The sequence below is a fragment of the Ensifer sp. ZNC0028 genome (assembly GCF_000799055.1).
In the GTDB taxonomy this organism is placed as follows: Bacteria; Pseudomonadota; Alphaproteobacteria; order Rhizobiales; family Rhizobiaceae; genus Ensifer.
Map to the genome: position 1 here is coordinate 1 of NZ_JTLA01000005.1, position 24,466 is coordinate 24,466.

The following is a 24,466-nucleotide window of genomic DNA, read 5'->3' on the forward strand; positions in this document are numbered from 1 at the left end:
CAAGCTCGGGCCCCGGCATCGCGCCGGGGCCCGTCTGCCCGACGGCTCGGCGAAACCGTCACCGGAGGTTGCAGAACCGACGCGGCAATTGTGACGATGCGGGCACACGTAAAACGTTCGCGTTCACGCAACGCCCTCAACCGAACCCCGACAGAATCGGGCCGTCGCCCTTCCCTCGCCTTGAACCGGAGGGGCCGAGCAAATCATTGCTTTTGTGACAAGTTCTCTCTGATCCCGCCTCTCGTGGGTATTTGCGTTATCTTTGCAAGCCCTCGCTTAAATCAACTAATGGTTGCGTGACTTGGGGCGGATAACATGTTCTGATTTCAGTGCACTGCCCAGGCGACTGAAGTCATCTCCAGCTGTTTCGTTCAGGGGAAACGTTGCATGCGTCGTTCGAGAATTCTTGCGCTTTCACTTTCATCCGCATTCCTTGTCGCCGTCGGGTTATCCGCGCAAACGGCGTTCGCGCAACAGGCGCCGGCCGTGGTCGTGGCGCCGGCCGCCATCATGGACCTGCGCGAAAGCGTTGACCTGACGGGCAAGGTGACGGCGATCCAGAAGGTCGACATTCGCGCGCGCGTCTCGGGCTTCCTCGAAGCGGTCAACTTCACCGAAGGGCAGAAAGTCACGGCCGGGACGGAACTCTACCAGGTCGAAGACGGCGCCTACCGCGCCGCCGTGCAGGAAATCCAGGGGCAGATCGAAGCAGCCGAAGCCGCCAAGCAACTCGCCGTCCTCGAGCGCGACCGCGCCGATCAGCTTTTGACCACCAAGACCATTTCCCAGGCGAAGGTGGACGAGGCCAACGCCGAGGTCCAGAAGGCGGACGGTGACCTCACGCGCCTCAAGGGCAGCAAGGACAACGCCGACCTCAATCTCTCCTACACCAAGATCACGGCACCCTTCGACGGCATCGTCGGTCTGACGGCTGCCGACGTCGGCGCTCTCGTCGGTCCCGACAGCGGCCCGCTGGTGACGCTGACCCGGCTCGACCCGATCTATGTCCAGTTCCCCGTCGCCACCGCGCTCTACCTCACCTACCGCGAGCGCGTTCTGAAAGGCGAGATCAGCGGCGGCGCCAATGTCGGGCTCAGCCTGCCGAACGGAACGGAATACAAGCAGAAGGGCACGATCAACTTCATCGCCAGCAACGTCTCACAAGGGACAGACACGGTGATCGTGCGCGCCGAGTTCCCCAATCCGGACAGCATCCTGCTCGACGGCGCACTGGTGCGCGTGATCCTCGAGCAGTCGGACAAGCAGGATGTGCTCGCCGTGCCGCAGCAGGCAATCCAGCGCGACCAACAGGGCGCCTTCGTTCTGGTGGTTGACGCCAGCTCCAAGGTGGAGCTTCGCCGTGTCGACGTGGCGCGCAACACCCGCGGCCAGGCGGTCATAAGCAAGGGCCTCAAGGAAGGCGAGAACGTGATTACCGAGGGCGCCGGCAAGGTGCGGCCCGGCATCACCGTCGATGCCGCCACGGCAGCAGGTGGCTAACCGATGATTTCAGAGATCTTTATCGATCGCCCGCGGTTCGCCACGGTCATCTCCATCGTGCTGACGCTGGCGGGTCTGCTTGCGCTCACCCGTCTGCCCGTCGCCCAGTTTCCCGACATCGTGCCACCGCAGGTGAGCGTCACCGCCAGCTATCCCGGCGCCGGCGCCGACGTGGTCGAAACCACTGTCGCCCAGCCGATCGAGAGCAAGGTCGTCGGCGTCGATGACATGCTCTACATGAAATCGACCAGCGGCGCCGACGGTTCCTACACGCTGACCGTCACCTTTGCGGTCGGCACCGACCCCGACATTGCAACCGTCAACGTGCAGAACCGCGTATCGCTTGCCGAAGCCGGATTGCCGTCCGAGGTCAAGCAGAGCGGCGTCAGCGTGCGCAAGAAGTCGTCTGCGCTGATGCAGGTGATCACCATCTATGGTGCTGACGAGAAACAGAATTTCGACAACCTGTTTCTGTCGAACTACGCGACCATCAACGTGCTCGACACGGTCAAGCGCGTGCCCGGCGTCGGCGACGCCCAGCTTTTCGGCGCCCAGGACTATGCGATGCGCGTCGTGCTAGACATCGACCGGATGACGAGCCTCGACCTGACGCCGACCGACGTGATCAACGCGCTGAAGGCCCAGAACGTCCAGGCCGCCATCGGCCGCATCGGCGCCCAGCCGATGACCGACGACCCGCTGTTCCAGCTGAACCTGCAGACGCAGGGCCGTCTTACCGATCCCAAGCAGTTCGAGGATGTGGTGCTGCGCGCAAGGCCGGACGGCTCCTATGTGCGCATCCGCGACGTCGCGCGGGTCGACCTCGGCGCATCCAGCTCGGACTCCAGCGCCCGCTTCAACGGCAAGCCGGTCGCCATGATCGGCACCTACCAGGCGCCGGGCGCCAATGCGCTGGCCGCCGCCGAAGGCGTGCAACAGGCGATGGAGAGGCTGTCGAAATCCTTCCCGCCGGGGGTCACCTACGCGATCTCCTACGACACCTCGCAATTCGTCGAGGCCAGCGTCGACAACGTCGAGGAAACGTTGCTGGAGGCCTTCGTCCTCGTCATTCTCGTCGTCTTCCTGTTCCTCGGAAACTGGCGGGCGACGCTGATCCCGCTCGTTGCCGTTCCGGTCGCGCTCATTGGCACCTTTGCCGTCCTGCTTGCCATGGGCTTCTCGCTCAATACCGTGTCGCTGCTCGCCATGGTGCTGGCGATCGGCATCGTCGTCGACGATGCGATCGTGGTCGTCGAGAACGTCGAGCGGGTGATGGAGGAGAATCCGGGCCTGTCGGCGGCGGAAGCCGCCCGGCGCGCCATGGGCGAAATCACCGGCGCCATCGTCGCCATTACGTTGGTGCTGCTTTCGGTCTTCGTACCGGTCGCCTTCATCCCGGGCCTGAGCGGCCAGCTCTTCCAGCAGTTCGCCGTCGCCGTCTCGGTGTCGATGGTGATCTCGGCAATCAACGCGCTGACGCTGAGCCCTGCACTCTGCGGCGTGCTTCTGAAGCCGCATCACGGGCCCAAGCGCGGCATCCTCGGCTATATCTCGCGCACGATCGACAAGGGGCGCGACGGATATGCTTTCGTCGCCGGCCACATCGCTCGACGCGCGATCATCGGCCTTGTTCTCCTCGCCGCCGCCTTCGTCGCCACCGGCCTGCTCTTCAAGGTCGTTCCGACCGGATTCCTGCCGGCGGAAGACCAGGGTGCGTTCTTCACCGAAATCCGCCTGCCGGAAGGTGCGTCCTACAACCGGACCGATGAGGTGGTGAAACAGGTCGAGACGATGCTTGGCGGCATCGAAGGCGTTGCCAACGTCATCACCGTCACCGGCTATTCCTTCCTTGACGGCCTTTCCAAGTCGAACTCGGCCTTCGCGATCGTCACGATGAAGCCTTTCGCAGAACGTCTGAGCCCGTCTGCAGGCGTCGAAGCGGCGATCCGCACGACCATGGGCAAGGCCCAGGCGATCCGCGGCGCGCAGATCTTCGCCTTCAACCTGCCGCCGATCATGGGTCTCGGTACAGGCTCGGGCTTCGAGTACCAGTTGCTCGACCTGCAGGGCCGCTCGGTCGCAGACCTTGCAGCCACGGCTGGCGGACTGATCATCGCCGCCAACCAGAACCCGGCGCTGGGGCCGACCTTCACCACCTACTCGGCAAGCTCGCCGCAACTCTACCTCGACATCGATCGCGACCGGCTGCAGTCGCTCGGCGTCTCGGTGAGCGACCTCTTCACCACGCTGCAGGGCACGCTCGGTAGTTACTACGTCAACGACTTCAACCTGTTCGGCCGCACCTGGAAAGTGACGCTGCAGGCGGCACAGGCCGACCGCGACGCGGTGGACGACATCCAGCGCCTGCACGTACGCAACGTCAACGGCGACATGGTGCCGGTCGCCTCGGTCGCCAAGGTCGATTACATCGTCGGCCCGCAGTCGATCGTGCGCTACAACAACTATCGCTCGATCACGCTGAACGGCCAACCTTCTGCCGGGCATTCGTCCGGCGAGGCGCTCGCGGCGATGGAGGCACTGTCGGCCTCGACGCTCCCGCCCGGCTACAGCTACGAATGGACCGGAACGGCATTGCAGGAACTTGAGGCCGCCGGCAAGACGACGGCGATCCTGGCGATGGCCGTGCTCTTTGCCTATCTCTTCCTGGTGGCACTCTATGAAAGCTGGACGATCCCCGTACCGGTGCTCTTGTCGGTCGCCTTCGGCGTCTCGGGCGCACTGCTGTCGGTGCTCGTCGCCGGCCTCTCCTTCGACATCTACGCCCAGATCGGCCTCGTCGTGCTGATCGCGCTCGCCTCCAAGAACGCGATCCTGATCGTCGAGTTCGCCAAGGCGCACCGTGAAGCCGGGGCAAGCATCATCGACGCGGCGATCGAAGGCGCGCGCGCCCGCTTCCGCGCGGTGATGATGACGAGCTTCGCCTTCATCCTCGGCCTGGTACCACTGGTGATTGCCAAGGGTGCGGGAGAACTCAGCCGGCGTGCGGTCGGCACCGGCGTCGCCGGCGGCATGCTCGCCGCCGCGGTCGTCGGCATCTTCGTCATCCCGGCGCTCTACGTCGCCTTCCAGTGGCTGCGCGAGCGCGGCCACAAGCTCGTGGGCATTTCCAGGCATCCGGCGGTCGAAGGTGAAGCGGCGGAAGGCAAGGCCGAGACGCCGGCCGGTCACTAAGGCCGGCCTGGCTCAAAGGCTGGGGGACGGGCCTCGCCGGTCCCGCGAGCTTCATCGAGACAGTGCCGGACGGCGACGCCTTTTCGGGAGGCGTTAAACAGAAGTTGCCCACAGGCGGATGCCCTGCTCGGCGAAGTAGGCTTCGAGGGCTTCCGGCCGTGCTGCCTCCGTCACCAGCGCCACGTAGGTGTCCGGGCGCACCAGATAGGCAGCATCCCGCGCCAAGCCCGCGCCCGCCTGTTGCGGCCCCCAAGGGAAGACGTGAAGCGGCACGTGCTTTGCCGCGCACCATGTCCGGATGTCGCCGCCCGCTTCGCCGTAGACATGCACCTGCCACGCGATGGCTGCCAACGAAGCATAGTTGTCGAGGCCATTGACGCGCACCCAGGGCAGCCGGTCACCGCCTTGCACCCGACCGTGCGCGGTGCGGCTTAAGGGGCTGCCGCGATAGTTGAGCTGCGTCTGCGAAAGGATGCGGAACAGGAACTCCCTGACAACGCCGACGCGGTAAGCGATGCCCGCCAATGCGGGGGCGACCTGAACGCGCAGGAAATCCGCAACGCTGCCGTCCGCCGTGACGAAGGTGAACAGCCGGTCGGTGGTTTCGACGAGCTGCCGGGCAAACTTGATCCGCTCGGCCTCAAAACTGTCGAGCAGGCTGTCGGGTGCATGCGCTTTCAGCACCGCTGCAAGCTTCCAGGCCAGATTGACGGCATCGCCGATGCCGGTGTTCATGCCCTGGCCACCGACCGGACTGTGCACATGCGCCGCATCCCCCAGCAGGAACACACGCCCGCGTCTGAAGCGATCGGCGACACGGTGATGCACACGATAGGTGGAGAACCAGTTGACCTTGTCGACGGTGAGGCGAAGGCTCTCGATGGCGCGATGGCTCACATCGGCGAAGGTGAGTTCGTCTCCATCGTCCCGCGTCTCCCGCACGAGACCGATGAGGCGGCCCCGACCCTCGGCATAGGCGAGCAGAGCGACGAAATCGCCGGTCTCGAGCGAAATATGGGCTTCGCCATTCGCCGTCGCGCCGCTCACGTCAACGTCGGCGACGTAAAAGGTCTGGTCGTAGGTGCCGCCTGCAAAATCGACCTCCAGCCTGTGTCGGACCGGCGAGCGCGCGCCGTCGCAACCGGCCAGATACTGCGCCGTGCAGACTTCCGAGCCGCCATCGGGCAAGCGCAGCCGCGCGCTCACCCCGGCGGCATCATGCTCGAAGTCGACAAGCTCGGTCTGTCGCTCGACTTTCACGCCCAAGGCCTCCAGCCGGGCCTCGAGCAGCCGCTCGTGATGGTCCTGCGGATAGACAAGAACGAAGGGATAGGGCGTCAAATTCCCGCCCGTCGGGCTGAAGGATATGCGCGCCTTGACCCTGCCCTTCGCCCAGAGGTTGACCGAAGGGTTGCGGTGTCCCGCTTCGACCACGGCATCGGCCAGATCGAGTTGCCGATATAGCTCGATCGTTCGCGCATGCACCACCATCGCCCGCGACGTCGGGCCGGGACCAACGTTCTTGTCAATGATGCGGACCTTCACGCCCTGAGCGGTCAGCCAGAGAGCCAGCACCAGGCCGGTCGGTCCTGCGCCGACGATCAGCACATCCTGTTTCACCCTCTCCTCCCCGCTCGCACTGCCGGCGGCCCGGTCGCATCGGGAACTGGGTTTCTCCGCCAGTAACAGCAGCCTACGCGCAGGTGACGGCAGATGCCAAGCAGTGCCGAGGGACCCACCTTGAGCCTTGCCCGACGGACGCAGCCTTGGATCAGCTGCGCGCCCTCAAATTGGCGATCAACTGCTGCTGGCCGACACGGATCACCTGCTCCATCGCGATGCGTGCGCCTTCTTCGTTGCGCAGGCGGATCTGCTCGACGATGCGGATATGCGCGACGGCGACGCGGTCGATCTCGGCGCCGTCGGCGGCCGCGTTGCTCAGCTGAAAGACGCCCATCAGCGCCGCCTCGATCAGGCTGCCGACCGTCTGCATGAACGGATTGAGCGAGGCGTCGAGCAGGCGGAGATGGAATTCGAGATCCGCGCGCGCCAGCGTCTGCGCGCTATGGCCGGCATCGCCCATGGCGACGGCCAGGCGCATCATCTGGGAAATGTCGGCATCCGTGGCGCGGCGTGCCGCCAGTGCGGCTGCGTAGGGTTCGAGCGCCAGGCGGACTTCACTCACATGGCGAAGAAACGCCTCGTCGACGCCCGCCCGGAAATGCCAGGAGAGCACGTCGCCATCAAACAGGTTCCAGTTTGCCTGCGGCATGACGCGCGTGCCGATGCGGGCCCGGGCGACGATCAGCCCCTTGGCGGCGAGCGTCTTCATCGCCTCGCGCAGGACCGTGCGCGAAACGTTGAAACGCGCCGCCAGCTCGACATCGCCCGGCAGGATGTCTCCGACTGCGAATTCTCCTGCGACCACCGCCTGGCCGAGCTCCTCGACCACGAGCCGGTGGCTCGTGCGCTTGCGCGGCTGATGGAAGGACGGCCACATCGCCCTCTGCCTCACGCCCGCTGCTGACGCTGGCGCGAAACGAAGATGATGCCCTTCTGAAGCAGGATGAAAGCAAAGAGCAGAAGCCCGATCAGGATCTTCGTCCACCAGCTCGACAGCGACCCGTCGAAGGTGATGTAGGTCTGGATCAGCCCTTGAATGAGGATGCCCACCAGCGTGCCGGCAACGAAGCCTGAGCCTCCGGTCAGAAGGGTGCCGCCGATGACGACGGCGGTGATGGCGTCCAGCTCGACGCCGACGGCGGCAAGGGAATAGCCGGCCGAGGTGTAGAGCGAAAAGACGATGCCGGACAATCCCGCCAGCAGGCCCGAAAGGGCATAGATGCGGATTGTCGTCGCTGCGACCGGCACGCCCATCAGCCGCGCCGTCGCTGTGCCGCCGCCGAGCGCATAGACATTGGTGCCGAAGCGTGTGCGGTGTGCGATCAGAATACCGATCGCAAAGACGAGCAGCATCAGCCCGCCGATCAGCGTGATACGGCCGCCACCCGGCAGCTTGAAATAGAGCCCCTTCAAGGTCGCGTAGAAAGGATGCTTGATCGGAATGCTATCGATCGACAGCACGAAGGCCATGCCGCGCGCGAGAAACATGCCGGCCAGCGTGACGATGAAGGGCGGCATTTCCAGATAGTGGATGATCGCCCCCATCGCGGCACCGAAGAGCGTCGCGATCGCCAGAACCATCGCGAAGGCAATGAGTGGGTGGAGGCTCGTGTGTTCGAGCACGACGGCGAGAAATACGCCGGTAAAGGCTATGACCGAGCCGATCGAAAGATCGATGCCGCCCGAGAGGATCACGAAGGTCATCCCGACGGCCGCAATGCCGAGGAAGGCGTTGTCGGTCAGAAGGTTGCCGATCACGCGCGTCGACAGCATGTTCGGATATTGCGCCACGCAAATTGCGTAACCCAGGAGAAAGATCACAAGCGTCGCGGTGAGCGGAAGATATTTCGGCTTCATTTTGCGGCTCGCTCGCTCGGGTTTCTCGCGCCGCGCGCCGGCACGAGAAAGGCAAAGGCGGTGCGGAAGCGCGGCGACTGAAGCACCAGGATGAAGACGATGATCGCAGCCTTGATGATCAGGTTGAACTCCGGCGGGAAGCCGGAGAGAAGAATGCCGGTGTTGATCGCCTGGATGATAATGGCACCGAGCACAGATGCGGCGATGCTGAAGCGGCCGCCAAGCAGCGACGTGCCGCCGACGACGACCGCGAGAATGGCGTCGAGCTCCAGCCACAGGCCGGCGTTGTTGGCATCCGCACCGCGGATATCGGCGGCGGCGATAATGCCGGCGATGGCAGCGCAGAGCCCGGAAAGAACATAGGCGGCGATCAGGAGCACCGGCGTCAGCACGCCGGACAGTGTGCTCGCCTGGCGATTGACGCCGATCGCCTCGATCAGCATGCCGAGTGCGGTGCGCCGGACGAGCACCGCGATCAATATTCCGAAAACCAGCCAGATCACCACCGGCATCGGCAGGCCGGCAAAGGAACCGCTGCCGATGAAGATGAGGCCAGGATCGTTGAAGGTCAGGATCGCACCCTCGGTGATGAGCTGGGCGATGCCGCGTCCGGCAACCATCAGGACCAGCGTCGCGATGATCGGCTGGATGTCGAGCACCGCGACCAGCACCCCGTTCCAGAGACCGCAGAGAATGCCAACGCCAAGCGTAATCAGCAGCGTTGCGGCGAGCGAATGCCCCGAGGTGATCGCGGCGGCGGCGGTTGCCCCACAGATCGCCATGACGGCGCCGACCGAGAGGTCGATGCCCTTGGTGGCGATGACGACCGTCATGCCGATCGCCAGGAGCACCACCGGTGCGCCGCGATTGAGGATATCGATGAGGCTGCCATAGAGGCGGCCGTTCTGGATCTGCAGATTGAGGAAGCCGGGAAACACCAGCGATACGGCCACGACGATGACGCCGAGCGCGATCAGTTGCGGTAGCAACCGGTTGAAATAGAGCCTGAGGAACGACGTCACGACGTCCTCCTTTCATCGGTTGCGGCGATCGCCTCGACGATCTCGCCGGCGGTGATCCGGCTGCCGTCGAGTTCGGCGACATGGGCGCGATCGCGAAGCACGATCACGCGGGTGCTGTAGGCGACCAGTTCCTCGATCTCCGAGGAGACGACGATCAGGGACAGGCCCTTTTCGCGCAGCGCCTCGATCAGCTTGACGATTTCCGCATGGGCGCCGACATCGATGCCCCGCGTCGGCTCGTCGAGGATCAGAAATTCAGGCTCGGTCGCGAGCCAACGCGCGAGGATCGCCTTCTGCTGGTTGCCGCCGGACAAGAGCTTGATCGGCTTCTCCCGATCGGCCGTGCGGATATCGAGCGCGCGGATATAGTGGTCCGCCAGCCGGTTCTGCTCCGCCCGCGAGATCGGACGCGTCCAGCCTCGGCGGGCCTGCAGGGCGAGCACGATGTTTTCGCGCACCGAGAGATCGCCGATGATGCCTGAAGTCTTGCGATCCTCCGGGCAGAAACCGAAGCGGTGGCGGATGGCGGCGCGCGGCGACGAAAGGTCGACCGCACGACCATCGATCTCGGCCTCGCCGCTATCGGGGCGATAGGCGCCGAAGAGGAGCTCCGCGGTCTCCGTCCGTCCGGAGCCGAGCAGGCCGGCCATGCCGACCACTTCGCCGGCGCGAACATCGAGATCGAAGGGACGGACACGACCCTTGCGGCCATAGTTGCGAAAGCGATAACGCAACGGCCCTTGCTGGGCCTCCGCGCGCGGCGCATGGATTTCCGCCGCCAATTCGCGGCCGATCATCATCGCGATCAGTTCGCGGCGATCGAGGCCGGCGGTTTCGCGCGTCCCGACAAGCTGCCCGTTCCGAAGCACGGTGATCCGGTCGGAAATCTCATAGACCTGTTCGAGAAAATGGGTGACGAAGACGATGCCGAGGCCGCGTGCCTTGAGGCGCCTGACAATGCGGAACAGCATCGCCACCTCATGCGCATCGAGGCTTGCCGTCGGCTCGTCGAGGATCAGCACCTTGCCGGAGAGATCGACGGCCCGGGCAATCGCGACCACCTGCTGGATCGCGACCGAATAGCTGGCGAGATCGCAAGTGACGTCGATGTCGAGTTCGTAATCGGCAAGCAGATCCCGCGCGCGCCGGTTCATGGCACGGGTGTCGACCATACCGAAACGACGGGGCTGGCGCCCGAGGAAGAGGTTCTCGGCAACCGTCAGGTTCGGCAGCAGGTTGACCTCCTGGTAGACCGTGCCGATGCCGAGCGCCTGGGCCTCGAAGGTGTCGCGCGGATCGACCTCGGTATCATCGAGCAGAATGGCGCCTCCGTCGCGGCGGTAGGCGCCGGTCAGGCATTTGATCAGGGTCGACTTGCCGGCACCGTTTTCGCCAAGCAGCGCATGAACCTCGCCGCGCCTGAGGTAAAAATCGACCTTGTCGAGGGCTCTGGTCCCCGGAAAGGTCTTTTCGATCCGGATCGCCTGGAGAATGTGGTCACTGGTCTGCATCGATACCGTCTCCGCGATGCTGGTATCTGCCGGCGAAGAGCGCAGCGCCTGGCTGCGGCAAGCTGTGCTCTTCAGACGGAAACTCGAGAAAGAGCGTGGCCCGCGCGAGAAGCAGCGCGGGCCACGGCCGACGTCAGTAGCCGAGGCCCTTCTTTTCCTCGTAGACCTTCAGCGGCTCGTCGGCTTGCGTGTAGAGCTTCGATTCCGTCTGGATCCACTTCGGCGGCGCCGTGCCATCCTTCTGGAAGGCGGCAAGCGCATCGAAGGCGGGACCGGCCATGTTCGGCGTCAGCTCGACCGTGGCATTGGCTTCGCCGGCGGCCATCGCCTGAAAGATGTCAGGAACGGCGTCGATCGACACGACCAGGATATCCTTGCCCGGCTTCAGGCCGGCTTCTTTGATCGCCTGGATGGCGCCGACGGCCATGTCGTCGTTGTGGGCGTAGAGCGCGCAGATGTTCTTGCCGCCGTCCTCGGCCTTGAGGAAGCTTTCCATGACTTCCTTACCCTTGGTGCGGGTGAAGTCGCCGGTCTGGCTGCGGACGATCTTCAGGTTGTCGTGGCCGGAAAGCGCTTGTTCGAAGCCCTTCTTGCGGTCGATCGCCGGCGACGAACCGGTCGTGCCCTGAAGCTCGACGACGTTGCAGGGCTTGCCCGCGGTCGCATCGACCAGCCATTTGCCGGCCACATTGCCCTCATGCACGAGGTCGGAGGTGACCGCCGTCAGGTAGAGATCCTTCGACGAATCGACCGTGCGGTCGAGCAGGATGACCGGGATTTCCGCGTCCTTGGCTTCCTGCAGCACTTCGTCCCAACCGGTAGCGACAACAGGGGCGACGAGGATGGCGTTCACCCCTTGCGCGATGAAGGAGCGGATCGCCTTGATCTGGTTTTCCTGCTTCTGCTGAGCGTCAGCGAATTTGAGGTCGATGCCGCGCTGTTCGGCCTGCTGCTTGGTCAGCGTCGTCTCGGCGGCGCGCCAGCCGGACTCCGAGCCGATCTGCGAAAAGCCGACAACGAGGTCCGCGGCCGAAGCGCTGCCGAACGTGCAGGCAGCAAGGATCGTTGCACTCGCAAGTGCCTTGGCGATTTTCATGATTTCCTCCCAAAGAAAGCTGCCTCCACGCAGCCTATGAGAAAAAATCATATAATATTACTTTTGTAAACGGGCACATTTCGCCTGTGGCACGCCACGCGGTCGAATTTTTACGAGAGGTCGGCGTGGAGGGGCGACAGGGCCCGCTGAGGCGCCGGCACCCAGCCGGGATTTTCAGAAGGCCGACTGGCTGCTGCGCGCTAGGCTTTCGCAGCCAGCAAGGTCCCGGTGGCGCTCGCGAGCATGACGAGGACCACGCCGAAGATTTGGTTGAGGGAGAGCGCCTGCCCGAGCACGAGGAAGCCGGCACCGGCACCGATCGCCGGCTCGAGGCTCATTAGGATGCCGAAGGCCGACGGCTGCATGCGCCGAAGCGCCATGAATTCGAGCGCGTAGGGCAGCAGCGGCACCAGGATGGCAAGCCCGGCCGTCATCAAAAGCATGTCGAAGGAGAAGCCGGCTTGGACCTGAGACAGGCCGAACGGCGTCGCAAACAACGCTGCAAAGAGCAGCGAAACGGCAAGCCCCTCCAATCCCTTGAAGCGTTGGCCGGCCTGCTTCATCAGGATGATATAGCCGCCCCAGCCGATCGCCGCACCGAAGGCGAACAGAAGCCCGCGCGTATCCGCAACCCAGGAGGAACCGTCCCAGGAGAGGCAGAGCACGCCGGCGGCTGCGATTAGTGGGCAGAGCAGGCGCCAGCCACGACCGCCGAAAACGGCCGCAACGGTCAGGGGACCGAGAAACTCGATCGCCACCGCAAGGCCGAGCGGGATGCGCGCGATCGCCGCGAAGAAACAGAGCGTCATCACCGCCATCGTCGCGCCGAGCGAAAGCCCGGAAATCCACTGCGCCCGGGTGTAGCGGAGAAAGGGCGGGCGGACGAGAATAAGCAGGAAGGCGGCCGCCCAGGAGAGCCGCAGCCAGGTCGCGCCGAAGGCGCCGACGCTTTCCATGGCCGGCTTCGAGAGTGCGGCGCCAAACTGCACGCTCGACATCGAAAGCAGGCAAAAGACGATGGCGATCGTGACGCGCCCGTTGGCGTCACTCGCCGCACCCGGTTCGCTCCACGCGCTATCCGCTGTCGTCTCCGTGTCCGCCATGTCCGTTCTCCTCTTGGGCTTGAACAGACATAGCAATCCCGGCAGAATAAGGAACGCTAATAATTGTGATGCCTTCATAAGGGATCGTTATATGCATGATCTGGATATCGCCCTGTTGCGCGCCTTCGTTGTCACCGCCGAATGCGGCAGCGTCAGCGGTGCGGCGCAGCGGCTGGCAAGAACGCAAGCGGCCGTCAGTATGCAGTTGCGCAGACTGGAGGACGATCTCGGCGCCAAGCTCCTGAACCGCAACGCAAGAGGCATGGACCTGACCGAAGCCGGGCATGTGCTCTTGCCCTATGCGCAGAAGATGCTGGGGCTCAGCGCCGGCGCCCGGCGCGCGCTTGCCGGACAGGCGCTCCAGGGACCCATCCGCTTCGGCATGATCGAGGACATTGCGGTGGGCTCACTGCCGAGGGCGCTGCAGCGCTTCGCCGAATGCCATCCGAATGTGGCGCTCGAACTGACGGTGACCGAAAGCACCGTGTTGTCGGAAAAGCTGTCGCAGGGCCAGCTCGATGTCGCGATCGGCGACCCGGCGCTGATCCGCGGCGAGCCGATCCTTACCTGGCGGCTGCCGCTCCGATGGGTCGCGGCACGCGGTTTCGAGGTGCCGACGGAAGGGCCTCTGCCACTCATCGCCTTCGACGGCGTCTGCACCTGGCGCCAAAAGATGATCGAGGCGCTGAAGGGCGGGGATCGCCCGTGGCGCACGGTGCTGACGAGCGCCAGTCTGTCCTCCATCCAATCGATGATCGAGGCGGGCTTTGGCATCGCCGTTCTCCTGGATCTCAACATCCGTCCCAACACGATGCGGGTTCTCGGCGCCGAAGAGGGCCTGCCGCCCGCCCCGGTGATCGAGCTTGGACTTTTCGCCGCCGACGATCAGGGCCTGGCGTCCCGCCCGGTCGCGGCACTTTGGGCGTTTCTTTCCGACGAACTGCAGGCGCAGGCCCTGGCAACCGGCCGCGCCGCGTGACCGCGCGCGGCCGCGCCCCTTTCCATGAACGAAATAAGACGCCCAGAGATTGAAAAAGCCGAGGCAAAATTTTACTAAATAAAAATGCGCCGCGCCCGAAAGGAAGGCCGCGGCGGCGGGCAGGACATTGGATATGGTCACAATCAAGGAAATCGCTTCGGCTGTCGGGGTCTCTTCGGCGACGGTCTCTCGAGTGTTGAACTACGATCCGACCCTTTCGATATCGACCAAGAAGCGACAGGCGATCATCGAAACGGCCGAGGCGCTGAACTACGCGACGCCCCGCAACCGCGGCCGCGGTGCCGGGCCGATGCAGGGCCTGAAGTTCGCACTGGTGCATTTCCTTCAGCCTGCCCAGGAACTGATCGACCCGTATTATGTCGGCGTCCGGCTCGGCATCGAAAACCGCTGCCAGGCTCTGAAGATCGAGGTGGTGAAAGTCTTCCACAACGGCAACCTGCCGGAGGCGGCGATCCTGCAGGGGGCGAATGGCGTCGTCGCCGTCGGCCACCACTATGGCGAAGAAGTCCACTGGCTGCGGCGGCACAGCCGCCATCTGGTCTTTGCGGATTTCGCGCCCGACGATGACGTCGACGACAGTGTGATGAGCGACGTCTCGATCGCGATGAACCGCCTGCTCGACGGCGTTTACGGCATGGGATACCGCCGCATCGGCTTTCTCGGCTGGATCGACGCTTTCAGAGACAAGGACGACATCCATTCGGAGCGTCGCTGCAGCGCCTTCATCCACTGGATGACGAAGGCCGGCCTCTACGATCCCGAACTCTGTATGGTCGAAAAGCTGACGCCGGACAGCGGCTATACGCTCGCCAAGGCGATGCTGTCGAAGCCCAATCCGCCCAAGATCCTTGTCACCTGCAACGACAACATGGCGATCGGGGCCTACCGCGCCATTCACGAGATGGGGCTTAGGATCCCCGACGACGTCGCCGTCGCAAGCTTCAACGACATTCCCGTAGCCCAGTTTCTCGGGCCACCGCTTTCGACGGTGAAGATCCCGGCCGAAGTGATCGGCGAGACGGCCGTCGACCTTCTGGTCGAGCGGCTGACCGGACGCGACGTCGCGAAGAAAGTGATCCTCGGAACCGAGATGGTCTGGCGTGGCAGCACGGCTGCCGCCGGCGCGTAAAAGGGTCGGTAAAAAACGCGTGGTAAAAATTTACTGAAATATTGCCTTCTCCAGAATTTTGCGAAATACTCCGCGCCGAGACCAGGAGGAACGTCTCGGGGAACGAATTTCGAGGGAGGAGAAACTATGGACATGCGTACCTATCTGCCGCGCTTTGCCGCCATCGCGCTTGCAGGCGCCAGCCTCTTGGCCGTCACGGCCGCCGAGGCCAAGGAAATCACCATCTGGTGCTGGGATCCGAACTTCAACGTTGCGATCATGAAGGAGGCCGGGGCGCGCTACACCAAGACGCACCCGGACGTGACCTTCAACATCGTCGATTTCGCCAAGGCCGACGTCGAGCAGAAGCTGCAGACCGGCCTTTCGTCCGGCACTGCGGACGCCCTGCCTGACATCGTTCTGATCGAAGACTACGGCGCGCAGAAATATCTGCAGTCCTTCCCCGGCGCCTTCGCGCCGCTCTCCGGCACCGTCGATTATTCCGGCTTCGCTCCCTACAAGGTCGAGCTGATGACACTCGATGGCCAGGTCTACGGCATGCCGTTCGATTCCGGCGTCACCGGCCTCTACTATCGCAAGGATTATCTGGAGCAGGCCGGCTTCAAGCCGGAGGACATGCAAGGCATCACCTGGGATCGCTTCATCGAGATCGGAAAGCAGGTCGAGGCCAAGACCGGCAAGAAGATGATGGGTCTCGACCCGACCGACGCGGGCCTCGTGCGCATCATCATGCAATCGGCCGGGCAATGGTATTTCGACAAGGAAGGCAAGGCCAACATCACCGGCAACGCGGCCCTGAAGGCGTCGCTGGAAACGATCAACAAGATCATGGCCGCCAACATCTACAAGCCGGCCGCCGGCTGGTCCGACTGGGTCGGGACCTTCACCTCGGGCGATGTCGCCACCGTCATCACCGGCGTGTGGATCACCGGCACGGTCAAGGCGCAGCCGGACCAGTCCGGCAAGTGGGGCGTGGCGCCGATCCCGGCGCTGTCAATCGACGGCGCAACGCATGCCTCCAACCTCGGCGGATCGAGCTGGTACGTGCTTGAAGGCTCGGCCGAAAAGGCCGAAGCGATCGACTTCCTGAACGAGGTCTACGCCAAGGACGTCGATTTCTACCAGACGATCCTGACCGATCGCGGCGCCGTCGGCTCGCTGCTCGCTGCCCGTAGCGGGGCCGCCTATGGCGAGGCCGATGCCTTCTTCGGCGGCGAAAAGGTCTGGCAGAATTTCTCGGACTGGCTCGCGAAAGTGCCCTCGGTCAACTACGGCGTCTTCACGAACGAGGCGGACACCGCCGTCACGGCGCAACTGCCGGCCCTGAACCAGGGCACGCCGGTTGACGAGGTGCTGAAGGCAATCGACGCCGAAGTCAGCGCCCAAATCCAGTAATCGCTCCCGCGACCGACCGCATCCGGCCGTGGCAAAAGCCACGGCCGACGGCTCCTTTTACCCATGAGGATGATGATGGCTCTCGCACGCCGCGGCGGCATCGGCCGATACTACAACGTCAATGGCTGGCTGTTCGTCGCGCCGGCGCTCGGGCTGATCGCGCTTTTCATGATCTACCCGATCCTCTGGTCGCTCTGGATGTCATTCCAGTCCGGCCGCGGCATGATGCTGAAATTCGCCGGCTTTTCGAACATCGTCCGCCTCTGGAATGATCCGGTCTTCATCAAGGCACTCACCAACACGCTGACCTATTTCGTCGTGCAGGTGCCGATCATGATCCTTCTGGCGCTGATCCTGGCGTCACTGCTCAACAACCCCAAACTCGTTGGCCGCGGCTTCTTCCGCACCGCCATCTTCCTGCCCTGCGTCACCTCGCTTGTTGCCTATTCGGTGCTGTTCAAGGGCATGTTCGCGATCGACGGCATCGTCAATTCGACGCTGGAGACGATCGGCCTCATCGCCTCGCCGATCCCATGGCTGACGCATCCCTTCTGGGCAAAAACCCTCGTCATCATCGCGATCACCTGGCGCTGGACCGGCTACAACATGATCTTCTACCTCGCGGCGATGCAGAACATCGACAAGTCGATCTATGAGGTCGCCCGGATCGATGGCGTGCCCGCCTGGGCACGCTTCACCCACATCACCATCCCGCTGTTGAAACCCGTCATCCTGTTCACGACGATCATTTCGACGATCGGCACGATCCAGCTCTTCGACGAGGTCTATAACCTGACTGAAGGCAAGGGTGGCCCGTCGAACGCGACGCTGACGCTCTCGCTCTACATCTACAACCTGACCTTCCGCTTCATGCCGAATTTCGGCTACGCGGCGACGGTCTCCTATGTGATCGTCGTGCTCGTCGCGCTGCTTGCCTGCCTCCAGTTCTTCGCGGCACGGGAGCGCGACCGATGAGCAACGGAACCACACGTATCGCCGGCACCATCGTCACCTACGGCTTCGTCGGGCTGATGGCCTTTCTCTCGATCTTTCCCTTCGTCTGGATGCTTCTCGGCGCAACCAATTCGTCGATCGACATCATCAAGGGCAGGATGATGCCGGGCAGCGCGCTTGCCACCAACATCGCCACCTTCTTCACCCAGGTGAACGCTCCGCTGGTCTTCTGGAATTCGGCCAAGATCGCCATTCTGGCAACGGTGCTGACGCTCGCCGTCTCGTCGCTTGCCGGCTACGGCTTCGAGATGTTCCGCTCGCGCCACCGCGATCGGATCTACAGCGCCATGCTGATCACGATGATGATCCCGTTTGCCGCGCTGATGATCCCGCTCTTCATCATGATGGGCAAGGCGGGGCTGATCAACACGCACCTTGCCGTCGTTCTGCCGACGATCGGCTCGGCCTTCATCGTCTTCTATTTCCGCCAGACCACCAAGGCCTTCCCGTCCGAACTGCGCGACGCGGCCAAGGTCGACGGCCTCAAGGAATGGCAGATCTTCCTGTTCATCTACGTGCCGGTGATGCGCTCGACCTATGCGGCCGCCTTCATCATCGTCTTCATGACGGCGTGGAACAACTATCTCTGGCCGCTGATCGTGCTGCAGTCGAACGAGCAGAAGACGATCACGCTGGTCATCTCCTCCCTCGCGTCTGCCTACTACCCCGACTACGGCGTCGTCATGGTCGGCACCATTCTCGCGACGCTTCCCACCCTCGCGGTCTTCTTCTTCATGCAACGCCAATTCGTCCAGGGAATGCTGGGCTCAGTCAAATAGGAATGATCATGCGTTCTGTTACCTCCTTCAACGACAGCTGGATTTTCTCCGAAGGCTTCGATGCGGCAAGCGCCGGGCGCCTGCAGGTGGGCAAGCCAGTCAGCCTGCCGCACAATGCGGTGGAATTGCCGTTCAACTATTTCGACGAGGCGTCCTATCAACGCGCCTTCACCTACCAGAAGGTGCTCGCCTGGCGTCGGGAGTTTCACGGCCGCGAAGTCTCGCTCGTCTTCGACGCCGCCATGGCCGACGCCGTCCTCTACCTCAACGGCGAAGAGATCATCGCCCACAAGGACGGTTACACGCCATTCGAAGCGCGCCTGACGGACAAGCTGCGGGAGGGCGACAACCTGATCACCGTCAAGATCGACGGCAGCGAGAATCCCGAGATCCCGCCCTTCGGCGGTCGCATCGATTACCTTACCTATGCCGGCATCTATCGCGACGTCTGGCTGAAGGTCACCGATGCCGTTTCGATCGCCAATCTCAAGATCGAGACCCGCGATGCGCTGAGCGAAACCAAGTCCGTCTCGATCCGTTGCGACCTCGCCAATCCGCAAGGACTGGCTTTCACCGGCACAATTACCGCGCTGCTCAAGGACGCGAACGGCAAAGTGCTGGCGGAGGTTGCCGGCGAAAGCCGCGGCGAGAGCGTCACGCTTGAGCTCAGGGGGCTGAAGGGGCTTTCGCTCTGGGATATCGACAGCCCCGTTCTCTATGAAGTTGAGGCGCAACTGCGAAGCGACCGTGGCAGCGACCGGCTGTCGTCGCGCTTCGGCTTCCGCACGACCGAATTCACCACCGAGGGGTTCAAGCTCAACGGCCGGCCGCTGAAGATCCGCGGCCTCAACCGCCACCAGGCCTTCCCCTATGTCGGCTACGCCATGGGCCGCACGGCACAAGAACGCGACGCGGAACTCCTGAAGAACACGCTGCATTGCAATCTCGTTCGCACCTCGCACTATCCGCAGTCAAAATGGTTCCTCGACCATTGCGACCGCATCGGCCTGCTGGTGTTCGAGGAAATCCCCGGCTGGCAGCACATCGGCGGCGAGGCGTGGAAGCAGGAAGCGATCGAGAATGTCCGCCGCATGATCGAGCGCGACTGGAACCATCCGTCGATCATCATTTGGGGCGTGCGCATCAACGAATCCCAAGACTCGCATGATTTCTACGCCGAGACCAACCGGCTGGCGCGCGAACTCGACCCGACGCGGCAGACCGGCGGCGTGCGCTACATTACCGACAGCGAGTACCTCGAAGACGTCTACACCATGAACGACTTCATCCTCGGCAACGAGGAACTGCCGGGCGCGAACCGCCCGCGCACGGCGCTGCGGCCGCAGCAGGAATGCACCGGTCTCACCCGCAAGGTCCCCTATATGATCACCGAGTTCGGCGGTCACATGTTTCCGACGAAGATCTACGACCAGGAGCAGCGCCAGGCCGAGCATGTGCGCCGGCATCTGGAAGTGCTGAACGCGGCCTATGGCGACCCGAGCATTTCCGGCGCTGTCGGCTGGTGCATGTTCGACTACAATACCCACAAGGACTTCGGCTCCGGCGACCGGATCTGCTATCACGGTGTCATGGACATGTTCCGCCAGCCGAAATTCGCGGCCTATGTCTATGCCAGCCAAGGCGAACCGTCGGAGGGCGTGGTGATGAAGCCGGTCACCTTCTGGGCACGCGGCGAGCGCAACATCGGCGGCGTTCTGCCTTTGATCGTGCTCACCAATTGCGACGAGGTCGAGCTGAAATACGGCTCGCTCGTCAAGCGCGTCGGCCCGGATCGCGAGAACTTCCCGCATCTGCCCCATCCGCCCGTCGTCATTGACCATCGTCATTTCACCAAGGACGAACTCGGTGTCTGGGGCATGAAGTGGGAAGACGCCGCCTTCACCGGCTTCCTCGACGGCGAACCCGTCGCCAGCCTGCGCATGGTCGCCGACCCGGTGCCGACGACGCTTGAGGTCGTGGCCGACAGCACGGCCCTCCGGGCCGAAGGGCGCGACAGCGTGCGGGTGATCGTGCGCGCGCTCGATCAGGCCGCCAACGTGCTGCCGTTCCTCAACGATGCGGTCGATGTCACAGTCACCGGCCCTGCCCGCCTGGTCGGGCCTGAGCGCCTGGTTTTCCAGGGCGGTTCGACCGGCTTCTGGCTGGAAACGACGGGGGCTGCCGGCGGCATCGCAGTCGTGGTGACTTCGACACGGCTCGGCACCGTGAGACTGGAGCTTTCGGCAGTGTCGGACGAGGCGGCGGCTGCATGAGCGAACTCCAACTTAAAGACGTCAGAAAGTCCTATGGCACCTTCGAGGTCATCAAGGGCGTCGACCTCGACATCAAGACCGGTGAGTTCGTCGTCTTCGTCGGGCCATCCGGCTGCGGCAAGTCGACCCTGCTTAGAATGATTGCCGGGCTCGAGGAGATCACGTCGGGCGATCTCACGATCGACGGCGAACGCATGAACGATGTCGATCCGTCGAAACGCGGCATCGCCATGGTGTTCCAGTCCTATGCGCTCTATCCGCATATGACGGTCCGGGAGAACATGGGCTTCGCGCTGCGTTTTGCCGGCGTGCCGAAGGCCGAGATCGCGCAGCGCGTCGGCGAAGCCGCGAACATCCTGGAACTCGGGCCGCTGCTCGACCGCAAGCCGAAACAGCTTTCGGGCGGCCAGCGCCAGCGCGTGGCGATCGGCCGGGCGATCGTGCGGCACCCGAAGATCTTCCTCTTCGACGAGCCGTTGTCGAACCTCGATGCGGAACTGCGGGTGCACATGCGCATCGAAATCGCCAGGCTGCACAAGAAGCTTCAGACCACGATCGTCTACGTCACCCACGATCAGGTCGAGGCGATGACGCTTGCCGACAAGATCGTCGTCATGCGCGGCGGCGTGGTCGAGCAGGTCGGCTCGCCGCTCGACCTCTACGACGACCCCGCCAATCTCTTCGTCGCCGGCTTCATCGGTTCGCCGAAGATGAATTTTTTGAAGGGGATCGTCGAAACGGGCGCCGGCGGGGAAAAGCATGTCCGCCTGCCGGATTTCGGCAATGCGACGCTGCCAATTGCGGTCAAGGACGCGACGCCCGGCAGCACCGTCACCATCGGCATTCGCCCGGAGCATTTCGGCGACAGTGGCTCGGCGAGCCTCGATCTGACGATCGACATGTTGGAGCATCTGGGCGGCGAGACCTTTGCCTATGCCCGGCACGGCGACGGCGAACTGATCATCATCGAAACGAAAAACGGCCGCGGCCTGAAGTCCGGCGACAGCATCGCCGCCCGCTTCGAACCCACGGCCGCTCTGGTGTTCGACGCAGACGGCAGGCGCCTGCGCTAGAAAATATCTACCACGGCAGAACGGCGCCACCTAGGAAGGTGGCGCCGTTCGTTATTGTTACGGGAACATGCCCTTCGGCGTCTCACCCTTCAGGAAGGGCTCGATGAAGGCGTAGAGCAGGTCCGTCTGATTGATGACCGCCGTGTGCGACGTTGCCGGCAGGATGGCGAGACGCGAAGCCGAAAGCGGCTTGCCCATGTCGCCCATCGCGCCGCCACCGAGCAGGCGGAACATCGCAACGTTGTGATCGAGCGTCGCCACATCGGCGTCGCCGGCAATGATCAGAACCGGTGCCTTCAGCGCCTTGACGTCCGCCTCCCAGGCCATGGGCTCCTTTTCGAGCTGGATGAGCTTGCGGGCCAGTTCCGGGAAACCGTCCGGATTGGCTGCGAGCTTGCGATAATCCTCGGCAAAGGGCAGGCCGACGATCATCTCCACGGTCATCTGCGGGATCACGGCCTTGAATTCCGGCTGCCAGCCCTCAGCATCATAGGCGACGGATGCGGCCGCAAGCTTGTTCACCTTTTCCGGGTGGCGGATCGCCAGCTGGAGGGCGGCGGCCGCACCCATCGAGTAGCCGAAGACATCCGCCTTTTCGAGCTTCACCGCATCCATGAAGGCGGCGACGTCGTCGGCGAGGTTCGGATAGGTGATCGGCCGGTCGATATCGGTGGTGCGGCCATGACCCTGCAACTCGACCGCATAGACCTTGTGGGTCTCGGCCAGCTTCGGGATGATCGCCCCCATCGACGGAATGTTCATATAGGCGCCGTGCAGAACGACCAGCGGCTCGCCCTCGCCCGAGACCTCGTAGTACATCTTCATGCCGTTGACATCGACAGTCTCAGCCGTGGCAAATGCGGTGCCGGACATCAGCAGGGCGCCAGCGATCAATGCGGTACGAAACATTCTCAATCTCCTTGTGGTCGGTGCGGTTGAACACCGCCTTCGAGATTAAGACGCATGACGTCGTCACATCCCGACATCGACGCCCAAGAAAATTTCGCGCATTCGTTGCGGTGCCCAGAAAATGCTTCGCGCCTTGGTCCGCCGGCACTTCAGCCTGTCGGGTTGAGGCTCAGTCGCAGGGGCGCGAATTGCGACACGGCAAAATCCATGAGTTTTCGCACCCGCGGCAATTCACGTAATTCCGGGTGAACACCGAGCTTCAGCGGCAGAACCGGCGCGGCAACGCCGAGGTCAAGGGACACAAGGCCATTCCGGCCGGCGGCTATAAAGTGCGGCAGCGTGGCAAGTGCCTGTCCGGTCTCAACCGCACTCAATTGCGAGCGGATCGAATTGGTGCGCAGCAGCACTCTCGCTTCCGGCAAAAGATCTTTAAGCCAGGTCGAGAGCGATACCCGCACAGGCGTCTCCACCAGCTCGACAATCGTCTGGTTCCTGCCTTCGCCCGCAACATCCGGGTGGCCGAAACGATCAAGGTAGGCTTCCGTTGCAAACAGGCCGTAGGCGACATCGGCAACCTTGCGCTCGACGATATCGTTTTGGTCGAAACTGCCGAAACGCAAGGCGATGTCCGCGTCCCGCCGGGACAGGTTGAAGCGCCGGCCATCGTTCAAAAGGTGAATGCTGACGCCCGGATGCATTGCTGCAAACTTGGTCAGGATCGGCGCCAGGAGGTAGTCTCCGATCCAGTCGAGGCTGGTCACGGTGATGGTGCCTTCTAGTGCGTCGTCCTGCACCGCAAGGCGCCGCTCCACCGCAAGCGCGTTTGCCTCCATGTACTCGAGCGCAGAAAGGATGGAGAGGCACACGGCGGTCGGCACGAGGCCGCCCGGTTGCCGCTCGAACAGTGTTTTGCGCGTCTTCTGCTCAAAAGCCTCGAGGCGACGGCTGAGCGTCGGTTGCGTGGTGCCCATCGCACGGGCGGCTGCACTCAGCGAGCCGTGGCGGACCAAGTGCTGAACAAGATGGAGTTCTTCCCAGTCCACAGGCACCTCAGGTTTCAGCCGGCCGAGGCGGCTCGCCTCGACGATAATTCATAGGCACTTTCGTGCCCGCCGTCATGCCCCCGTCGATCGGCAACACCACACCGGTGATGTAACTCGCCTCATCGGAGCAGAGCCAGAGCACGCTTGCGGCCACCTCCTCCACCCGGCCAAGCCGGCGCATCGGCGTCGAAAGTGCTGCCTGCCGCTGGATGTCCGCGCCGGCGGCCTCGAGATGGTGGGTGAGGATCGGCCCGGGCGCAACGACATTGATCCGGATGCCCTGGTCGGCATAGTCCAGCGCCGCAGCCTTGCTCAGCCCGATGATCCCGGCCTTCGCACTGACATAGGCGGAAAGCCCAGAGGTGCCGTTGATGCCGGCAACCGACGCCATGTTGACGATCGCACCGCCACCGCCCCTCGCCATCGCCTCGATCTGGTAACGCATGCCGAGAAAGGTGCCGCGAATGTTGGTGCGGATGCCGCGATCGAACCCTTCGATATCGAGATCGGCAAGCGGGGCCGGCATGGTTCCATCCGTCGCATTGTTGAAGGCGGCGTCGAGCCGGCCATAGTGCTGCATCACGGTTGCAAGCGCCTGCTTCATGGCACTCTCGTCGCCGACATCGGCCGCGATCGCCAGTGCGTCCCCGCCCGCCTCGCGAATGGAAATTGCCAACACCTCGACCGCCGTCTTCGAACGGGAAAGAAGGACAACGGATGCGCCGGCCTGCGCAAAGGCGCGGGCGGTGGCCGCACCGATACCCTTGCTGGCGCCTGCGACTAAGGCGACTTTGCCTGCAAATCCCAGATTGTTTGTGTTCATCAACCCCACTCCATCTGACGTTGTCGCACCGTTTTTAGCGCCGGACGACGACGGCTGCCTCGTGCAGGCGCGTATGCCTCCCATACGGGAACAGACGATCGACTTTCGCTGCGAACGGGCTTTG

The 24,466-nt window shown here is 63.5% G+C and carries 19 protein-coding genes; 9 read left to right on the forward strand and 10 right to left on the reverse strand.

Annotated features, from left to right (window positions below; translation table 11 throughout):
* Positions 1-387 precede the first annotated feature (387 nt).
* Complete coding sequence (locus L981_RS01160) at positions 388-1,500, forward strand: efflux RND transporter periplasmic adaptor subunit (RefSeq protein WP_043610985.1); 1,113 nt, start codon at positions 388-390, stop codon at positions 1,498-1,500.
* A gap of 3 nt (positions 1,501-1,503) precedes the next feature.
* Entirely contained in the window at positions 1,504-4,692 is a 3,189-nt protein-coding gene (locus tag L981_RS01165) for an efflux RND transporter permease subunit (RefSeq protein ID WP_043610987.1), read from the forward strand.
* A gap of 93 nt (positions 4,693-4,785) precedes the next feature.
* Here the strand turns inward: L981_RS01165 and L981_RS01170 are convergent, their stop codons facing one another.
* From L981_RS01170 to L981_RS01200, 7 genes are all read right to left on the reverse strand, one after another.
* On the reverse strand, positions 4,786-6,312 hold the full coding sequence (locus tag L981_RS01170; RefSeq protein WP_043610989.1) for an FAD-dependent monooxygenase: 1,527 nt from the start codon (positions 6,310-6,312) through the stop codon (positions 4,786-4,788).
* Positions 6,313-6,463: 151 nt separating this feature from the next.
* Entirely contained in the window at positions 6,464-7,192 is a 729-nt protein-coding gene (locus L981_RS01175; RefSeq protein WP_043610992.1) for a FadR/GntR family transcriptional regulator, read from the reverse strand.
* An 11-nt stretch (positions 7,193-7,203) separates the two neighbouring features.
* Complete coding sequence (yjfF, locus tag L981_RS01180) at positions 7,204-8,172, reverse strand: galactofuranose ABC transporter, permease protein YjfF (protein ID WP_043610994.1); 969 nt, start codon at positions 8,170-8,172, stop codon at positions 7,204-7,206.
* Entirely contained in the window at positions 8,169-9,194 is a 1,026-nt protein-coding gene (locus L981_RS01185; RefSeq protein ID WP_043610995.1) for an ABC transporter permease, read from the reverse strand. The genes yjfF and L981_RS01185 overlap by 4 nt, the downstream gene beginning before the upstream one ends.
* On the reverse strand, positions 9,191-10,705 hold the full coding sequence (ytfR, locus tag L981_RS01190) for a galactofuranose ABC transporter, ATP-binding protein YtfR (protein ID WP_043610996.1): 1,515 nt from the start codon (positions 10,703-10,705) through the stop codon (positions 9,191-9,193). Before ytfR ends, L981_RS01185 begins: the two co-directional genes overlap by 4 nt.
* Before the next feature lie 133 nt (positions 10,706-10,838).
* Positions 10,839-11,801 carry a galactofuranose ABC transporter, galactofuranose-binding protein YtfQ gene (gene ytfQ, locus L981_RS01195; protein ID WP_043610998.1) on the reverse strand — a complete coding sequence of 321 codons (963 nt, stop codon included), beginning with the start codon at positions 11,799-11,801 and terminating at the stop codon, positions 10,839-10,841.
* Positions 11,802-12,001: 200 nt separating this feature from the next.
* On the reverse strand, positions 12,002-12,904 hold the full coding sequence (locus L981_RS01200; protein WP_043611000.1) for a DMT family transporter: 903 nt from the start codon (positions 12,902-12,904) through the stop codon (positions 12,002-12,004).
* 91 nt (positions 12,905-12,995) lie between these two features.
* Between L981_RS01200 and L981_RS01205 the strand changes: the two genes are divergently transcribed.
* From L981_RS01205 to L981_RS01235, 7 genes are all read left to right on the forward strand, one after another.
* Entirely contained in the window at positions 12,996-13,883 is an 888-nt protein-coding gene (locus tag L981_RS01205; protein WP_052201519.1) for a LysR family transcriptional regulator, read from the forward strand.
* A gap of 133 nt (positions 13,884-14,016) precedes the next feature.
* Positions 14,017-15,033 (forward strand): LacI family DNA-binding transcriptional regulator, encoded by a 1,017-nt coding sequence (locus tag L981_RS01210; protein ID WP_043611002.1) that lies wholly within the window; start codon positions 14,017-14,019, stop codon positions 15,031-15,033.
* A 126-nt stretch (positions 15,034-15,159) separates the two neighbouring features.
* Positions 15,160-16,428 (forward strand): ABC transporter substrate-binding protein, encoded by a 1,269-nt coding sequence (locus L981_RS01215; RefSeq protein ID WP_043611004.1) that lies wholly within the window; start codon positions 15,160-15,162, stop codon positions 16,426-16,428.
* Between the two features lie 75 nt (positions 16,429-16,503).
* Positions 16,504-17,403, forward strand: coding sequence for a carbohydrate ABC transporter permease (locus L981_RS01220; RefSeq protein ID WP_043611006.1), 900 nt, complete (start codon positions 16,504-16,506; stop codon positions 17,401-17,403).
* Positions 17,400-18,221 (forward strand): carbohydrate ABC transporter permease, encoded by an 822-nt coding sequence (locus L981_RS01225; RefSeq protein ID WP_043611007.1) that lies wholly within the window; start codon positions 17,400-17,402, stop codon positions 18,219-18,221. The genes L981_RS01220 and L981_RS01225 overlap by 4 nt, the downstream gene beginning before the upstream one ends.
* Before the next feature lie 8 nt (positions 18,222-18,229).
* The gene (locus tag L981_RS01230) at positions 18,230-20,494 is read left to right on the forward strand and encodes a glycoside hydrolase family 2 TIM barrel-domain containing protein (protein ID WP_043611145.1); all 2,265 of its coding nucleotides are present in this window, start codon (positions 18,230-18,232) and stop codon (positions 20,492-20,494) included.
* Positions 20,491-21,567 carry an ABC transporter ATP-binding protein gene (locus tag L981_RS01235; RefSeq protein WP_043611009.1) on the forward strand — a complete coding sequence of 359 codons (1,077 nt, stop codon included), beginning with the start codon at positions 20,491-20,493 and terminating at the stop codon, positions 21,565-21,567. The genes L981_RS01230 and L981_RS01235 overlap by 4 nt, the downstream gene beginning before the upstream one ends.
* 57 nt (positions 21,568-21,624) lie before the next feature.
* On the opposite strand, the gene L981_RS01240 is transcribed toward L981_RS01235, so the two are convergent.
* From L981_RS01240 to L981_RS01250, 3 genes are all read right to left on the reverse strand, one after another.
* Complete coding sequence (locus L981_RS01240; protein WP_043611011.1) at positions 21,625-22,476, reverse strand: alpha/beta fold hydrolase; 852 nt, start codon at positions 22,474-22,476, stop codon at positions 21,625-21,627.
* A 149-nt stretch (positions 22,477-22,625) separates the two neighbouring features.
* A complete protein-coding gene (locus L981_RS01245; protein WP_156133938.1) occupies positions 22,626-23,519 on the reverse strand; it encodes a LysR family transcriptional regulator in 894 nt (297 codons plus the stop codon).
* A 7-nt stretch (positions 23,520-23,526) separates the two neighbouring features.
* Positions 23,527-24,342: an SDR family NAD(P)-dependent oxidoreductase gene (locus L981_RS01250; protein ID WP_043611015.1), complete on the reverse strand. Its 816-nt coding sequence runs from the start codon at positions 24,340-24,342 to the stop codon at positions 23,527-23,529.
* Positions 24,343-24,466: the final 124 nt, after the last annotated feature.

Bases quoted from the DNA above. Each gene is read 5' to 3' on its own strand.
- ytfR (WP_043610996.1), bottom strand. From the start codon at position 10,705: ATGCAGACCAGTGACCACATTCTCCAGGCGATCCGGATCGAAAAGACC.
- L981_RS01160 (WP_043610985.1), top strand. From the start codon at position 388: ATGCGTCGTTCGAGAATTCTTGCGCTTTCACTTTCATCCGCATTCCTT.
- L981_RS01225 (WP_043611007.1), top strand. From the start codon at position 17,400: ATGAGCAACGGAACCACACGTATCGCCGGCACCATCGTCACCTACGGC.
- L981_RS01240 (WP_043611011.1), bottom strand. From the start codon at position 22,476: ATGTTTCGTACCGCATTGATCGCTGGCGCCCTGCTGATGTCCGGCACC.
- L981_RS01220 (WP_043611006.1), top strand. From the start codon at position 16,504: ATGGCTCTCGCACGCCGCGGCGGCATCGGCCGATACTACAACGTCAAT.
- L981_RS01175 (WP_043610992.1), bottom strand. From the start codon at position 7,192: ATGTGGCCGTCCTTCCATCAGCCGCGCAAGCGCACGAGCCACCGGCTC.
- L981_RS01210 (WP_043611002.1), top strand. From the start codon at position 14,017: ATGGTCACAATCAAGGAAATCGCTTCGGCTGTCGGGGTCTCTTCGGCG.
- L981_RS01200 (WP_043611000.1), bottom strand. From the start codon at position 12,904: ATGGCGGACACGGAGACGACAGCGGATAGCGCGTGGAGCGAACCGGGT.
- ytfQ (WP_043610998.1), bottom strand. From the start codon at position 11,801: ATGAAAATCGCCAAGGCACTTGCGAGTGCAACGATCCTTGCTGCCTGC.
- L981_RS01205 (WP_052201519.1), top strand. From the start codon at position 12,996: ATGCATGATCTGGATATCGCCCTGTTGCGCGCCTTCGTTGTCACCGCC.
- yjfF (WP_043610994.1), bottom strand. From the start codon at position 8,172: ATGAAGCCGAAATATCTTCCGCTCACCGCGACGCTTGTGATCTTTCTC.
- L981_RS01235 (WP_043611009.1), top strand. From the start codon at position 20,491: ATGAGCGAACTCCAACTTAAAGACGTCAGAAAGTCCTATGGCACCTTC.
- L981_RS01165 (WP_043610987.1), top strand. From the start codon at position 1,504: ATGATTTCAGAGATCTTTATCGATCGCCCGCGGTTCGCCACGGTCATC.
- L981_RS01215 (WP_043611004.1), top strand. From the start codon at position 15,160: ATGGACATGCGTACCTATCTGCCGCGCTTTGCCGCCATCGCGCTTGCA.
- L981_RS01250 (WP_043611015.1), bottom strand. From the start codon at position 24,342: ATGAACACAAACAATCTGGGATTTGCAGGCAAAGTCGCCTTAGTCGCA.
- L981_RS01230 (WP_043611145.1), top strand. From the start codon at position 18,230: ATGCGTTCTGTTACCTCCTTCAACGACAGCTGGATTTTCTCCGAAGGC.